Raw genomic sequence first — 15192 nt, forward strand, 5'->3', positions numbered from 1 at the left:
CTACGGCGGGTCGTTCTCGAACTGGAACTGCACCCGGATCGAGTTGTCCAGCGGTACGACGAAAGTGGTGTTCGAGGCATTCCACTTCTGCGGCACCAGGAACAACCGGTTCTGCCCGACCACGAGCAACCGGAGTCCGCGGTACCGGTAGTGGAAGGTCTGCCCGGATCCCGGCCGGAGCGCGGTCTCCTCGAGCCCGGGCGAGCGGAGTTGCAGTTTCTCCTTGGTGTCGAGGATGACGACCGGGAACTGGTCGAGGTTCTCCGCATCCGACTTGGCCAGCCCGCGTCCGGAGTACTGGGCGGTGGTCGCGGTCGCCCAGAACGCGCAGGTGATGGTCACCAGCGCGAGCAGCCCGAGCAGGACGACGTGCGGTCTGCGCTGCTCCAGCTTGGTGGTGAGGTACGAGAGGTAGGCGAGCGCGGCCGCCGCCAGTCCAATGACCACCGGTACGACGAGCGCGTAGTACGGGACGTCGCCGAGCAACGGATAGCCGAGGAGGCCGACCACTCCGAGCAGCAGGACGACGACCGCCACCCGGCGGGCACGGGTGATGCCCGTCAACGTCGGCTGGATCGCGTTGTGCAACAGGACCACGGCGACCGCCATCAGGGCGAACACGAGCAACGGAACCAGCAGCGGCTGCGGGCTGCGCATCACGTAGTCCTGGGTACTCAGGCCGATGGTGTCGACGTCGATCCCGAAGTACTCGTACTGCGACCGCGCGGAGACGTAGCCGAAGTAGAACAGCAGGCCGCTGATCAGCGTTACCGGCGCCACGATGCCGGCGGCGAAACTCACCCAGCGTTCGGCCTGGGACCGCTCATCAGCCATTCGACACGAGATCGCCCGGTGCGAAGGAGATCTGGCTGCCGGGAACGTCGCCGGCCAGGCTCCGGCAGTCCGCCTCGGTCTCGCAGGTCGCGGTCACGGCGATCATCAGCTTGGCGGCCCGGTCGCCCCGGGCGACCTGGCGGGCGCCGACGTAGCAGGGCATGAAGCTGGTCGTCTGCCACATCACCTCCGTGCACGGCCGCAGATCCGTGTCGCACGCGTCCTGGTAGAGATCGAAGAGGTCGGTGGGGTCCAGGCTCGCCTCGCCGAGCTGGATGGTCGTGCCGGCCGGGATCGGGTTGCGGCCCAGCCAGTTGACCTCGGCGCACTGGTCCGCGCCATCGGTCTGGACGTTGCCGCCGATCGGCGCGGACGCGATCTGGATGGAGGGTTTGTCCCGGGTCGCCTGGGTCGACTCCGGATCGGTCGGCTCCACCGACGGCTCGCCGGTCGGATCCGTCGTCGACGTCTCCGACGGCGTCAACGTGGTCCCTGGATCGGCCTCGTCGTTCGACCCGCCGCAACCCACCAACAGCGTCAACAGCACCACGCAGATCGGCGCTGCTGTCCGCCACGAATTCATGACGACCACCCCCACCACAGGATGACGCTGCGTGCTTGTCCCGACAACAGTTCGGCTGCCTCTTTGTTCACTCTCCGCTGCGATGACTGTCGGAGCCGGTCACCCCCGTGATATCTGTGAGGCCTGACAAGGGGGGCTTTCTGCATGTCCGACCATGAGATCCGGATCGCGCTGGTGCTGAACGGTGGTGTCAGCCTCGCCGTCTGGATGGGCGGGGTCACGCACGAGCTCGACCTGATCCGCCGCGCGTCCGGCTCCGGTACGGCGTCCGCCCAACCGTACGACGAGGTGCTCGCCAAGAGGTGGCGCGAGCTCTGCCATCGCGGCGGCGAACGTCGCCGGGTCGTCGTCGACGTGATCGCCGGGACCAGCGCGGGTGGTCTCAACGGGTCACTCCTCGCGACCGCGATCGCGCACGGCTCGACCCTCGACCCGGACGGCGACCACGGACCGTGGCTGCGGCAGCGCTGGGTCGGCCTCGGCTCGCTCGAGGTCGGCAAGCTGGTTCCGGCCGTCGGCGTGCCGTCCACCTCGGTCCTCGACGGCAAGTACTTCCTGAACGAGCTGAACAACCTGCTGGAGGGTGTCGCCGACGCGGGCAAGTCGGAGGCCTCCGAGCCGGTGACGTTGTTCGTGACCGCCTCGGGCCTCGGAGTCCAGCAGTTCGAGGCGAAGGACGCGGCCGGCCAGCGGTTCGTCGTACCAGACCATCGGTACCTGTTCGCCTTCACGAGTGAGAAGGCCGCCGTGTACGACGGCGCGACGCGGAAGTTCTCGGTCTCGGAGAAGAACGGGCTGAAGGACACCAAGCTGCTCGCCCGGGCGGCTCGCGCGTCCGCGTCGTTCCCGGCCGCGTTCGGGCCGGTACTGGAGACGCCGAGGCTGGCCGCTTCGCCGCCGCGGATTCAGCCCGGTCCCTACCAGGCGGACTCCGGCGCCTGGCTCGTCGACGGCGGCGTCCTGGACAACGCGCCGTTCGGCCCGGTGCTCGACGTCGTCGCCCGGCGCCCTGTGACGGGTCGCGCCAGCCGGTACGTCCTGTACGTCGTACCGTCGGCCGGCATCGGGTCCGCCGAAACGCGGCTGGTGGACGCGACCGAGCCCAAGTGGCGGGTGGCGGCGCTGTCGGCCGTGCAGTTCCCGCGCGAGGTGGACTTCCGGTCCGACGTGGAGCAGCTCGAGCGGCTGCTGCTGGAGGCGGACGCGTCCTGGTCCGACTCGCAGCGCCTCTTCGATCGTTGCGTCGAGCAACCAGTCGAGCGGGACCGGCTGCGGAAGGCCGCCGAGCTGCTGCAACCGGCGTACTCGCGCGGCCGGGCGGCCGGTGGCGTCTGGGAGGCTGTGACGATCGCGACGCACGACCAGTCGACCGTGCTCGACGCCGCCACCGCGTTGTCCGAGTCCGAGATCGACGACATCCTCGACACCGACCACCCTTGGGTGCCGGGGCCGGACGGCTCCACCGCGCCGCTGCGGACCAACATCGACGGTAACCCCTGCTGGGACTGGGGGACGGGCGCGGGCGAGCGCGTAGTGCGGCTCGTGCTCCGGTCGCTGCGCACGCGGATCGACAGAGCTCAGCCAGAGGACCGGCCGGAGCTGGAGCGGCGGCTGACGGCGACCAGCGACAGCCTGCAGAAGGTGCTGGCGGTCCGGGACGCCCTGTCCGAGAAGCTCGCCGAAGCGGACCTCGACCTGCAGCCCGCCGGTGGGGCCGAGGCGGTCGCGGTTGCGCTGAACGACATCTTCGAAGCGCTCCAGGTGCGGCGCGCGCTCGGCGACGAACTGGACGCGTTGATCAAGGTCGTCGGCTCGGACGTGGTGGAGACCGCGCTCGAGGTGGAGATCGTGTCGCGGTGCACGTCGGCGCGGACTCCGCAGCAGCGCAGTGCTCCGTTCCAGTTCCTGCGGCTGGGACCGGACATCCCGCTGACGTTGCTCGACGACCTGCCGGAGGGGTCGATCGCCAACGACCTGAAGGACCGCATCCTCTACGGCACCCAGGTCGGCCACTTCGGCGCCTTCGGCGCGGCGGACTGGCGGCGCTGGGACTGGCTGATGGGCCGGTTGCACTGCGTCGCCCACCTCGGCGCGATGCTCGGCGCCGACCCGGACTGGATCCGCGAGACCCAGCGGCAGGTGCTCGAGGCCGAGGAGTGGAAGGTCGAGAAGATCGCCGAGCGGGTGCAGCGGCTGGCCGTGGACTTCCCGGTGGAGGCCGGGCTGGGCGCGCTGACGACGATGCGGAACGAGCTGAACACCACCAAGGAAGGCATCGCGACGACCAAGGGTCTCGCCGACCGGATGGTCGACGTGTCCGGCGGGTTGAGCCCGCAGGTCGGTGACTGGGTCAAGGCGATGGCGGCGCGGAAGAACGAGCCCGGCTCCTGGCTGCTCAAGATGGCTCGCTGGCTCACCGAACCGGCCCGCTACAGCCTCTGGCATCGGCTGGTGAAGAACGTCGACCTCAAACCCGCGGCCCGGCCACTGCTCTTCCAGCAGTGGTTGCCGATGGCGTTCGTCGGTGCGGGCGTTCTGCTCCTGGTCGTCGCGGGGGTGGTCGACGCCGCCGGGGTGCGGATCATCGCGTCGCTGCTCGCCGGGCTCGTCCTGACCGTCGGAGCCGCCCTGTTCGCCGGTTCGTGGTACGTCCGCCGCCAGCGGCGGCGGATCCGCGACTGGATCGAGAAGCAGATGTCGCCGATCAGTCCATCGTCACGAAATCGATGAGCTCCTCGACCCGGCCGAGCAACTGCGGCTCGAGGTCGGCGTAGCTCTTCACCTTCGACAGGATGTGCTTCCAGGCCGCGGCCACGTCGGCCTGGTCGGTGGCGGGCCAGCCGAACGTCTGCAGCACGCCCTTCTTCCAGTCCTGCCCGTGCGGGATCTTCGGCCAGGCCGCGATCCCGAGCGAGGACGGCTTGACGGCCTCCCAGATGTCGATGAACGGGTGGCCGACGACGAGCACGTGCCGGTTCGTCACCTGCGCCGCGATCTTCGACTCCTTCGACCCGTCGACCAGGTGGTCCACCAGGACACCCAGCCGCCGGCCCGGTCCCGGCTGGAAGCGGTTCACGATCGCTGGGAGGTCGTCGACACCCTCGAGGTACTCCACCACCACGCCCTCGATCCGCAGGTCGTCACCCCAGACCCGCTCCACGAGCTCCGCGTCGTGCCGGCCCTCGACGTAGATGCGGCTGGCCCGGGCGACCTTGGCCCTGATGTTCGACACCGCCACCGAGCCTGACGCGGTACGGGTGTTCTTGGCCGGCGCCGCCTTCTTGGGAGGCTTCAGCGCGACGGGCTTCCCGTCCACCCAGAACCCGGGGCCGAGTGGGTAGGTGCGGATCTTCCCGTGCCGATCCTCGAGATCGACCACGCCGTGCTCCCACCGCACCACCGCGCCGACGAACCCCGACGACGGCTCCTCGACGACCATCCCCTTCTCCAGCTCGACCTCGACGGTCCGCCCGTTCTTGGGCTTCCGCCAGTCCCCAGCCAACACGTCATTCCCATACCGATCAGCCACCCCCACACCGTAATCCGCCCGCCGTCCCTTCCCGCTCAACCACACACCCCCCAACAACCCACCACCCCGATCCACCGTCATCTCGACCCCCGTCGTCACAGCACCCCTTGTACCCCTGCTCTACCGTCGCCCGCGACACCGCCGGCACGACGACACGCAGACACCAGTTCGCCGACGCCGCCGGTACGCCGACTCCAGAGCGGGTCGGCACAGCCGCTCGGGGGTCTCTGAGAGGGTGGGTTGCCTGCTCGGATCCGGAGGGGCTGACCCACCGCTGTAGGGGTTGACCCCCGAAGGTGGGGTTTGCCTGCTGGGAGGTGGGTGGGCTAACCACCCTTCGAGGGGTTATCCCCACGCGAAGGGGTGGGGACGGTGGATGCCAGAGTGTGATGCGACAAGCGTCGCGGCTTGGAGGTGGAGCCGCTGACCGGCGTTTCAGGGGTGTGGCCGCGGTGGTTCGTGGCATGGGCCGGCAGAGCTGCTCGGGCTACCCCTGACTTGGGTTGCCTGCTCGGATCCGGAGGGGCTGACCCACCGCTGTAGGGGTTGACCCCCGAAGGTGGGGTTTGCCTGCTGGGAGGTGGGTGGGCTAACCACCGTTCGAGGGGTTGTGCCCACGCGAGGGGTGGGGACCGTGGATGCCAGAGTGTGATGCGACAAGCGTCGCGGCTTGGAGGTGGAGCGGCTGACCGGCGTTCAGGGGGAGGCCACGCTGAAAGCGGAGAGGGTTAGGGGCAGGTCTTCTCGTACGGGCGGCTGCCGAAGGCCTGGATCCACTCGTCGTGGGTGAGGTTGCGGCCGGCCATCTCGCAGGCGTAGGCGAGGGTCTGTTCGATCCGGGTGTCCCACCGGTAGGTCTTCCCGTCGTACCCCGCGATCGTCACGATGTCGCTGCCGTCGGTGAAGTGCGGGATGGCGGCGACCGGCTTGTCCTCGGGGGAGATGGAGACCGTACCGAGCAGGTCGAGGGTGTGCGCGTCCCAGAGGCTGACGGTGCCGTCCTCGGCTCCCGACACCAGCCGTGACCCGTCGGGGGAGAACTGGACGAACAACCCCTCGTCGCTGTGCCCGACCTTCGGCGCCCGCTTGATCAGACCGCGCTGTACGTCGATCGTGACCACCTCGCCGCTGGCTCCGACACCGGCGACGAGCTTTCCGTCCGGCGAAAAGGCCGAGTGGTTGAGATCGATGGGCAGATCACCTTCCAGGTCGACCAGACCGGTGTCGGTGCTGATGATCCGCCAGTGCTCGCCGGCGCCGTCCGGGAAGTCCTCGAAGAGCACCGCGGACTGGCCGTCGGCAGACGTCGCCAGGCAGCAGTCCGCCGGCCACCAGACGTCCTGTCCCTCGGGCCAGAGATCGTGGTCGTAGAAGACGATGCCGTTCGTGCTGCCGATCAGGAGGCGCGCGCCGTTGTCGACATAGCTGATCGAGAGGACGTCCAGGTTCTCCTTGAGCTCGAGCACCTTGGCGGTCTGGGCGTCCACGGTGGTGATCGCATCGGAGTCGTGGACGGCGAACTTCCGGCCGTCCGGGTGCCAGGCGGCGGGCGACCACGGTCCTCTTGCGAGATCGACGCCGAGACGTGTGGGCGTCGTACTGCGTCCGGTGGCTGTGTCGGCGAAGTTCACCCACGAGCCGTTGGCGTCCCGCCACAAGTAGGCGGTCGTCTTGCCGTCAGCAGAGGGGAGGACGTGGAGGTACTGGCGGGCTTCAACGCCAGGCGTCGCACGGAGATAGCGGCGCTGACCGGCCAGGTCGTAGGCTCGCAGGATCCCTTCATCGCCGGCGGTGTAGAGCGTCCGTCCGTCCGAGCTGAAGGCGACGCCCCAGGACACCTCTGAGGTCTCGATGCTCTCGCGTCGAGTACCTGTGGCCAGATCCCAGATGACGACCTCGCCATCTTGTTCAGCCGTGGCCAACAGTTTGTCGTCCGCGGAGAAGGCGAAGCCGCGGGTGAAACCGAACTGACCGGGCAGCACCTTGAGGGTCCTCCCGGTGCGCGCATCGATCAGTGAAAGGGGCGCACTGTCCAGCCGGTTCAGCCTCAGTTGCTGGACCGCCAGCACATCGCCTGATCTGCTGACCTCGAGCGAGTTGTCCCCGCGCAGTCCGGCGTGTTGCCACTTCTGCTTGCCGGTGGCTACGTCGATCGCAGAGAGCGGCCAGGTGGCGTAGAGGGTGCTGCCGTCGGGACTAAGAGCCACCCCTTGGTAGTCACCTGAGAGTGCGACCTTGCGTGGTGCACGATCAGTCGCCCGCAGATCCCAGATCAGCGCGAACGGCGCCCGAGCAGACACATCTGTGTGCAGGCTTGCAGCCAGGTAGCGCCCATCCGCGCTGAAGGAGAGACTGTTGAACCAGGTGTTCGCGGTCCCTGTCTCCGTGGGGATTGTTGGCTGTGGAGTCACCGGTTCCAAGTTGTCGGCGCGCAGCAACTGGATCGGCCATTGCGGATCGTCGAGATGCCACACGGCGCTGCCCGCGATCGCGGCGACGAATCGGCCGTCCGGGCTGAACCGTGGCCAGGTGTAGATCTGCCGGCCCTCGGGCGCTTCCCCGAAGGTGTACGAGTCGAGTACCTGGCCCGACTGGGCGTCGTACACGTGGAAGGTCGAGTTGTCGTCGCCGGCCACTATTCGCCGACCGTCGGGCGAGAGCTCGAGGTTCTCGGTGCGGCCCAAGGGGGCGGGCATCGATCGGAGGAGGTTCGGGCGTTTGTTGATCGCGGCAAACAGGTTGGCTCGGGTCTCCGGGGAGTCCTCCAGCTGGACGCCGTGGGCGGCGAGGAGGATCGAGTGGCTGATGCCCTCGGTCAGCAGTGCGCGAGCTCCGACCTGACGGGCCAGCTCGCTGACCACCGCCTGCTCTGCCCGGTCGGTCTGGCGGACTGCCGCGAAGCCGGCTATCAGGGCGCCGACCAGCAGTAGCGCGCCGGTGGCGAGGGCGCCACGAAGCCGCCGATTGACTCGGACCTGCTGGCGGGTGCGCTCCTCGGCTGCTCGCAGTTCTCCTTGCGACGCTCGCTTGCTCGCGGCCAGGAACTCCTCTTCGGTCGGCGTCAGCGTTGAAGTCCTACGTTCCTGCCAGTCCGAGGCCTTCGCCAGCCGGACACCGCGGTACAGCTCGCTGTCGGGGCGGCCGAGGCTGTCCCAGGAGTCGGCGGCGACGGCCAGGTGATGCAGGATCCGCTGACCTTCGAGGTCGTCCTCGAGCCAGCCGCGCAGTCGTGGCCAGGCCCGTGCTAGTGACTCGTGCGCGAGCCCGACCACGCCGTCGTCACTGGTCACCAGTCGCGAACCGACGAGCCGGTCCACCATCGCGTCGTCCTCGGCGCCGGTGATCACGAGCCGCCGCGGCAACCTGCTGCGGATCGGTTCACCCTCCGGCCCTGGCGTGACCAGCCGCAGCAGCAGGTCCCGCAGTACCGGCCGTTGCTCTGGCAGGGTGTGTTCGTAGACCTGCTCGGCCGACTGGGCGACCGCGCCGCGGATCCCGCCCGAGGCGTTGTAGCCGGCCACGGTGAGGGTGCGGCCTTCGCGACGCTGCCAGGTCTCGCCGAGTGCGTGGGACATCAGCGGCAGGGCGCCCGGCTGGTCGGCCACCTCGTTGACCAGCAGGTCGACCAGTCCGGGTTCCACGATCAGCGAGGCGAGCCGGGCGGGCTTCTCGATGGCGGCGCGCAGGTCGGTCTGCGTCATCCCGGAGAGCAGATAGAGGCCGGGCTCGATTGTGCGGGCGAAGACCGGATGGGCGGAGATGTCGGCGATGCGGTCGGCGCGGACCGACAGGATCAGCGGAGCCATCGCTTGATGGGCGGTCAGCGCGGTCAGGAAGGTGTCCCGCTCCGCTGCATCACCGCACAGCGAGAAAACCTCTTCGCACTGGTCCACGACTAGAGCCGGCGCGGGGCCGGTCGTCGGCATGGTCGCAGCCAGTGCGGCGACCGGGTGGATGCCTGGGGTCATCACGACGACGCGCTGCCCGTCTCGCCGCAACGAGGCCGCTACTCCGGCGCGTACCAGCGAGGACTTGCCACAGCCGGACGGCCCGATGACCGCCAGCACCGAGGTGTCGGCCAGCTTGCGCAGACAGGCGGCGATGTCGGCGTCGCGGCCGAAGAACGTGTCGGCGTCGTCCAGGTCGTACGCCTTCAGCCCTGGGTACGGGCAGATGCGGTCGGGCTCCGGCATGGCGTGCTCGGCCACGAGAGAAGGGTCCTGACGAAGGATCGCCTGCTCCAGCGCGTCGATCTCCGGAGTCGGGTCCAGGCCGAGATCCCTGCTCAGTACGCCGCGCAGCCGGTGGATCGTCCGCAGCGCCTCACTCTGCTGACCCGCCTGGTACTGCGCGGTGGCGAGCAGGATCCACCGCCGTTCGCGGAGCGGCTCCTCGTTCACCAGCGCCCGGGCCTTCGCCAGCACCTTGTCGTGCTGCCCGGAACTCAGCGCGGCCTCGACGTACAACTCCTCCGCCGCGTTCCGCAGCTCACCCAGTCGTTCCACTTCGATCCGGGCGATGTCCCAGCCGTCCAGCTCGGTCAGCGGGCGGCCGCGCCACAACGTCAACGCGTCCGCGAGAACCACCGCCGCCCGCTCGGCCTCGTCGGCCGCGAACAGCGCACGGGCCCGGCCCATCGCCCGCTCGAACCGCTGGGCGTCGATCTCGTCCAGCGGTACGGCGAGCCGGTAGCCGAGCGGCAGCGTCTCGATTGAGTGGACGCCGAGGATCTTGCGGAGCCGCACGACGCAGCCCTGGATCACTTTCGGCCATGACGAAGGGAGGTGTTCCCCCCAGACCACAGCGGCCAGCTCTTCGGAGCTGACCACGTGTCCAGGACGAACAACCAGTGCTGCGAGCACGACCCGGTCGCGTCGACCGAGAACCTGCGGTTGCCCCTGGTCTCCCTCGATCGTGAGCGGGCCGAGAACGGCGATACCCACGTCTCGACTGTCGGCCACCGCAGGCAGTCCGTCAACGGCGGTGATACCGCGGCGATACCGGGGCAGACCGGGGCGATACCCGGTCGCGCGACAAAGGGATCAGCGCCAGGCGTCACCGGGTCACCACCAACGATGGCTCCGCCGGGCGCGAGAACAGGAGCACCGGGATCATGTCCGCACACACCACCGCAAGGAAGTCCCTGGCAACCCTGGCAGTCGGCGGCGCAGGAACCTGTCTGCTCCTGATGGCGACCACGATGCCGGCGAGCGCGACCGAATCCGCCCGCCCTGCCGAGCTGGCAGCAACCGCGATGTACCCGGACCCACCCAACTACCCGAACTACGCGCCGCAGTACGAGGTCCATCCGGTCGCCACCACCCAGGCCAGCGGTGGACTCGGCGCCACCTCCATCGCTCTCGGCGGCATCGCCGTCGGCACCGCAGCGCTGGGCATCGCCCTCATCGCCGGCCACCGCCGCGGCCACGTCGTCTCCCGCCCGACAACCCTCTAGCCCGTACGCCGCCCGCCCCGAGCAGGAGGGGCCCCGGGGCAGGCGACGTACGGCTCAGCCCTTCGCCGGTAGCCTCTGCGGAATGACCGCCGAGGACAGCCAGGAACTCACCCGCTGGAAGATCCACGGCGAACGGGTCGTCGACGACACCAGACGCCGTCCCTCAGCCTCCCAAGTCGCCCTCCTCCACATCCTCGCTTACCCGCCGACGCGAGCCGGTGATCCTTCAGGCCTTGATGAGCGGTAGGTCGTACTGGTGAATAGCGGCGTCGCGCGTGACCAGAGTGAGTCGATCGGTCAGCGCCTGGGCGATCAGCATGCGATCGAAGGGATCGCGATGAAGCAGCGGAAGCCGGCCTGCCGCGTAGGCGTGGTGATAGCGGATGGGTAGCTCGCCGACGCCGCTGTCCCGCATCACCTCAGGAAACTCGGACGGGATGCTCAGCTTGCCTGCTGAGGCCTTGATGGAGATCTCCCAGATGGTGGCTGCGCTGACGCAGACCTCCAGTTCGGTGTCGATCTGGTTCTTGAGATCGTCGGACAGCTCTGGACCGTCGGTCAGCCACCACAACAGGACATGGGTGTCCACGTTTCGGACCAAGGTGCGGGAACGGGACGCTATGTCAACGGATAACCCCGCAGCGTCACAATCGGTGCAGGTGGCTCGGGGCGACTACTCCGACTTGCCGGGTCCGAGCAGCGGAAGGGTCGGGCGGCGCGGAGTCCCCAGTACCGCGTAACCGCGCCGTACGGCGCGCTCGACGTGCGCCGTCGGCCAGGGCCAGTCGTCGGTGTGCGCGAGCGCGGCCTCGAGCGACGTGCCGTTGTGGTGCAGGCCGGAGATCGTGTTCGCGACGGTGCCGAGGTCGCCGGCCTGGTCCCGCGCGAACTCCGCGTCGACCACCGCGCCGTGCCCGGGGACGACCTTCGAGGTCGCCGTCAGCAGCCCGATCAGCCGGTCGAGCGTGTCCGGCCACTCCAGCGGGAACGAGTCGTCGCCGTACGACGGTGGCGCCGACTCCTCGAGCAGATCGCCCACGAAGTACACGTCGGCATCCGGTACGACGACCACCAGGTCGCCGTCGGTGTGCGCGTTCCCCAGGTGCAGGAGTTCCACCCGGCGATCGCCCAGGTCGATCACCTTGGCCACCGCGAAGGTGTTGTCGATGGCAACCAGTTTGGTGGCCGCGAGCTCGGCGAGCACCTCGGCGGCGATCTCCGGGTACCGCGGGTCCGGGCCGGGGTTGTCGCGGTAGTGCTGCTGGAGTGCGGGTCCTCGCTCGGCCAGCGCGGCCGCGGCGTTCTCCTGGGCGTAGCTGGTGGCGTCGGTGAAGACGCCGTTGCCGAAGGTGTGGTCGAAGTGCGCGTGGGTGTTGACCACCCAGCGGACCGGGGCGTCGGTGAGTTCGCGGATCTCGGCCAGCAGTTCCTCGGCCTGCGCGGTGGTGGCGCGGGTGTCGATCACCAGGGCACCCGCTGAGCCGACGACGAGGCCGACGTTCAGGTCCCACTCCGGATACCGACGGACCCAGCACCGATCGCCCAGCTCGGCCCATGCACTCATGTCCCCGACCTTAACCGCCGCCCCACGAGCCTCCTCCAGCGGGAGAGTGGTCAGTTGGTGATGGTGTCGCCGCGGACGAGCACCCGGCCCGGGTGATCAGCACCTGGTCGCCGATCCTGATCGTGCCCGCGGCGGCCGACCCCAGCGGACCGCCGCGACCCGGTGGTCCCGCCGGTAAGCCCAATCCAGTCGTCGGGACGGGACTTGAAGGGCCCGGTCCGGCCGCCTAGGGTCGCCTAGGCGACAGTGATTCATCCGATCTCTGAGATCGCCGGGCTCATCTTCCGGAACGACGCGAAGGGCGGACGGCGTGACGACACGACGGGCACTGGTGGTACGAGGCGGCTGGGAAGGGCACAAGCCGGCCGAGGCGACCGAACTGTTCATCCCGTTCCTGCGGGACAACGGCTTCGCGGTCGAGGTCTCCGAGAGCACCGAGAGCTACCTCGACCTGGCCGGCACCGACCTGGTGCTGCAGTGCATCAGCATGGGCGAGATCACCAACGAGCAGGTCAAGGGACTCGAGGCCGCGGTGCGCGCGGGCACCGGGCTGGCCGGCTGGCACGGCGGCATCGTCGACTCGTTCCGCAGCAACAGCGACTACAGCTTCATGACCGGCGGCCAGTTCGTCTCGCACCCGGACGGTTTCGTGGACCACCGGATCGAGGTCGTCGCCGACGACCCGATCGTCGAGGGCATCACCGGTTTCGACCTGCACACCGAGCAGTACTACGTGCACGCGGACCCGACCAACAACGTGCTCGCGACCACCACCTTCCGGGCGCACCCGGACTTCCCGTGGATCGAGGGCGCGACGATGCCGGCCGTCTGGACCCGCACCTGGGGCGAGGGCAGGGTGTTCGTCTGCACGCCGGGCCACAGCCTCGAGGACCTGCACGTGCCCGAGGTCCGCACCATCATCGAGCGGGGACTGCTGTGGGCGAGCAAGTGACCAACATCGGCATCGTCGGCACTGGCGTCATCAGCGGCACCTACCTCGACCACCTCGCCAGGCTGCCCGGCGTCGACGTGGTCGCGGTCGCCGACCTGGACCTCAGCCGGGCCCAGGCGATCGCCGACCAGCACCAGGGCCTCCGGGCGCTGTCATCCGAGGACCTGCTGGCCGACCCCGAGGTCGACATCGTCCTCAACCTGACCATTCCCGCGGCCCACGCCTCGGTGAACCAGGCCGCCCTGCAGGCGGGGAAGCACGTGTACGGCGAGAAGCCGCTCGCGGTCGACCGTGCCGAGGCCGAGCCGCTCCTGAAGCTCGCGGCCGCCGGCAACCTCCGGATCGGCTGTGCTCCGGACACTGTGCTCGGCACGGGAACCCAGACCGCACGAGCCGCCCTCGACCGGGGCGACATCGGCGTACCGACTGCTGCGACGGCTTCGTTCGTCACGCCCGGGCACGAGCTGTGGCACCCGGCGCCGGAGTTCTACTACCAGCCCGGCGGCGGCCCGCTCCTCGACATGGGCCCGTACTACGTCAGCAGCCTCGTGACGCTGCTAGGACCGGTACGCCGGGTCACCGGGCGGGCGGGGCGCGCCCATGACCAGCGGAAGGTCCACACCGGTCCGCGAGCGGGGGAGACCTTCCCCGTGGAGGTGCCGACCCACGTGACCGGCATCCTCGAGCACGAGTCGGGTGCCCTCACGACGGTGCTGATGAGCTTCGACGTGTGGGCGGCGCGGCTGCCGCGGATCGAGGTGCACGGGACCGAGGGCAGTTTGTCGGTGCCGGACCCGAACAACTTCGACGGCAAGGTGGAGATCGCCACCGCGACCGCCCGTGACTGGACAGAACTCCCGGTAGCCGGCGGCTACGCGGGAGCTGGCCGGGGCGTCGGTGTGGCGGACATGGCGCGCGCGATCCGGACCGGAGGCGACCACCGGGCCAACGGAGCCCTCGCGTACCACGTGCTCGACGTACTGGAGTCGCTGCTCGAGGCGGCGGCCAAGGATCAGCCCGTGGACGTGGCGAGCACGGTGGAGCGCCCGGCCGCCGTACCGTTGGGAGCGTCTCCCGAGTCGGCCTGAGACGACTCCTCCGCGTCTGAGACGCGTCCCACGCCGCTACGCGGGAGTAGGTGTCGCTACGGCTCGGTAGACTGGCACTCGAAACGCGGGAGTGCCAAGGGTGCCCTCAGTGGAGTGCCCTGCGCTGGGTACAGGTGTCGACGTGGAGAGAGGGTGGTGCGCGTGCTGGACGAACGAAAACTGGACGTGCTCCGGGCCATCGTCGAGGACTACGTCGCCACCCACGAGCCGGTCGGCTCGAAGACCCTGGTGGACCGGCACAACCTCGGCGTCTCCCCGGCGACCGTGCGCAACGACATGGCCGCGCTGGAGGAGGAGGGGTACATCACCCAGCCGCACACCAGCGCGGGCCGGATCCCGACCGACGCCGGCTACCGGCTGTTCGTGGACAAGCTGAGCACCGTGAAGACGTTGTCGCCGGCCGAGAAGAAGGCGATCTCGTCCTTCCTGGCCGGTGCGGTCGACCTGGACGACGTGGTCCGCCGTACCGTCCGGCTGCTGGCGCAGATCACCCGGCAGGTCGCGATCGTGCAGTATCCGACCCTCATCCGGTCCAGCGTGCGGCACGTCGAGGTGGTCACGATGACGCCGCGGCGGCTGCTGGTGGTGCTGATCACCAGCACCGGGCGGGTCGAGCAGCGGATCGTGGAGACCCAGCACGACGTCGACGAGCACCTGATCGCCGACCTGCGGTCCCGGATGAACACCGCGCTGGCCGGCCAGCGGCTGTCCGACGCGGCGACCTCGCTGGCGAACGTCACCGAGACCTTCGCGCCGTCCGACCGGCCGCTGGTGGCCGCGATCGTGACGACGCTGCTGGAGGCCTTCAGCGATGACGGCGAGCAGCGGATCGCGGTCGGCGGCGCCGCCAACCTGACCCGCTACGGCGACGACTTCGAGCGCAACGTGAAGCCGGTGCTGGAGGCGCTGGAGGAGCACGTCATCCTGCTCAAGCTGCTCGGCGAGGCGACGAACCCGCAGACCCTGACGGTCCGCATCGGGCACGAGAACCCGTACGAGGAGCTGGCCACCACCTCGGTGGTCGCGACCGCGTACGGGTCGAAGTCGGAGGCGCTGGCCACGCTCGGCATCGTCGGCCCGACCCACATGGACTATCCGAGCACGATGGGCGCAGTCCGCGCCGTCGCGCGTTACGTCAGCCAGATCCTGGCCGACTCATGACGACT

The 15192-nt window shown here is 69.2% G+C and carries 12 protein-coding genes; 6 read left to right on the forward strand and 6 right to left on the reverse strand.

What is annotated here, in order from left to right; all coding sequences use genetic code 11:
* The gene (locus EV644_RS34650) at positions 1-834 is read right to left on the reverse strand and encodes a hypothetical protein (RefSeq protein ID WP_132194286.1); all 834 of its coding nucleotides are present in this window, start codon (positions 832-834) and stop codon (positions 1-3) included.
* Complete coding sequence (locus EV644_RS34655; protein WP_132194284.1) at positions 827-1417, reverse strand: hypothetical protein; 591 nt, start codon at positions 1415-1417, stop codon at positions 827-829. Before EV644_RS34655 ends, EV644_RS34650 begins: the two co-directional genes overlap by 8 nt.
* A 144-nt stretch (positions 1418-1561) precedes the next feature.
* Here EV644_RS34655 and EV644_RS34660 point away from each other — a divergent pair, with 144 nt between their 5' ends.
* Positions 1562-4147, forward strand: coding sequence for a DUF3376 domain-containing protein (locus EV644_RS34660; RefSeq protein WP_132194282.1), 2586 nt, complete (start codon positions 1562-1564; stop codon positions 4145-4147).
* On the opposite strand, the gene EV644_RS34665 is transcribed toward EV644_RS34660, so the two are convergent.
* Together EV644_RS34665 and EV644_RS34670 are read right to left on the reverse strand one after the other, a co-directional pair.
* A complete protein-coding gene (locus tag EV644_RS34665) occupies positions 4122-4946 on the reverse strand; it encodes a DUF3097 domain-containing protein (protein WP_132194280.1) in 825 nt (274 codons plus the stop codon). The two genes, EV644_RS34660 and EV644_RS34665, sit on opposite strands and share 26 nt — an antisense overlap.
* Before the next feature lie 728 nt (positions 4947-5674).
* Complete coding sequence (locus tag EV644_RS34670) at positions 5675-9889, reverse strand: nSTAND1 domain-containing NTPase (RefSeq protein ID WP_132194278.1); 4215 nt, start codon at positions 9887-9889, stop codon at positions 5675-5677.
* A gap of 170 nt (positions 9890-10059) precedes the next feature.
* Here EV644_RS34670 and EV644_RS34675 point away from each other — a divergent pair, with 170 nt between their 5' ends.
* Entirely contained in the window at positions 10060-10401 is a 342-nt protein-coding gene (locus tag EV644_RS34675; protein ID WP_132194276.1) for a hypothetical protein, read from the forward strand.
* Positions 10402-10483: 82 nt separating this feature from the next.
* Entirely contained in the window at positions 10484-10648 is a 165-nt protein-coding gene (locus EV644_RS44845) for a hypothetical protein (RefSeq protein ID WP_158293009.1), read from the forward strand.
* Here the strand turns inward: EV644_RS44845 and EV644_RS34680 are convergent.
* Entirely contained in the window at positions 10628-10990 is a 363-nt protein-coding gene (locus EV644_RS34680; protein WP_255511398.1) for a type II toxin-antitoxin system VapC family toxin, read from the reverse strand. The two genes, EV644_RS44845 and EV644_RS34680, sit on opposite strands and share 21 nt — an antisense overlap.
* Positions 10991-11074: 84 nt before the next feature.
* Positions 11075-11965 carry an MBL fold metallo-hydrolase gene (locus EV644_RS34685; protein WP_132194272.1) on the reverse strand — a complete coding sequence of 297 codons (891 nt, stop codon included), beginning with the start codon at positions 11963-11965 and terminating at the stop codon, positions 11075-11077.
* 310 nt (positions 11966-12275) lie between these two features.
* Between EV644_RS34685 and EV644_RS34690 the strand changes: the two genes are divergently transcribed.
* From EV644_RS34690 to hrcA, 3 genes are all read left to right on the forward strand, one after another.
* A complete protein-coding gene (locus EV644_RS34690) occupies positions 12276-12917 on the forward strand; it encodes a ThuA domain-containing protein (protein WP_241999208.1) in 642 nt (213 codons plus the stop codon).
* Complete coding sequence (locus EV644_RS34695; RefSeq protein ID WP_132194270.1) at positions 12902-14005, forward strand: Gfo/Idh/MocA family protein; 1104 nt, start codon at positions 12902-12904, stop codon at positions 14003-14005. Before EV644_RS34690 ends, EV644_RS34695 begins: the two co-directional genes overlap by 16 nt.
* A 162-nt stretch (positions 14006-14167) precedes the next feature.
* Complete coding sequence (hrcA, locus tag EV644_RS34700) at positions 14168-15187, forward strand: heat-inducible transcriptional repressor HrcA (protein WP_132194268.1); 1020 nt, start codon at positions 14168-14170, stop codon at positions 15185-15187.
* The last annotated feature ends 5 nt before the right edge of the window (positions 15188-15192 follow it).

The sequence above is a fragment of the Kribbella orskensis genome (assembly GCF_004342085.1).
In the GTDB taxonomy this organism is placed as follows: Bacteria; Actinomycetota; Actinomycetes; order Propionibacteriales; family Kribbellaceae; genus Kribbella; species Kribbella orskensis.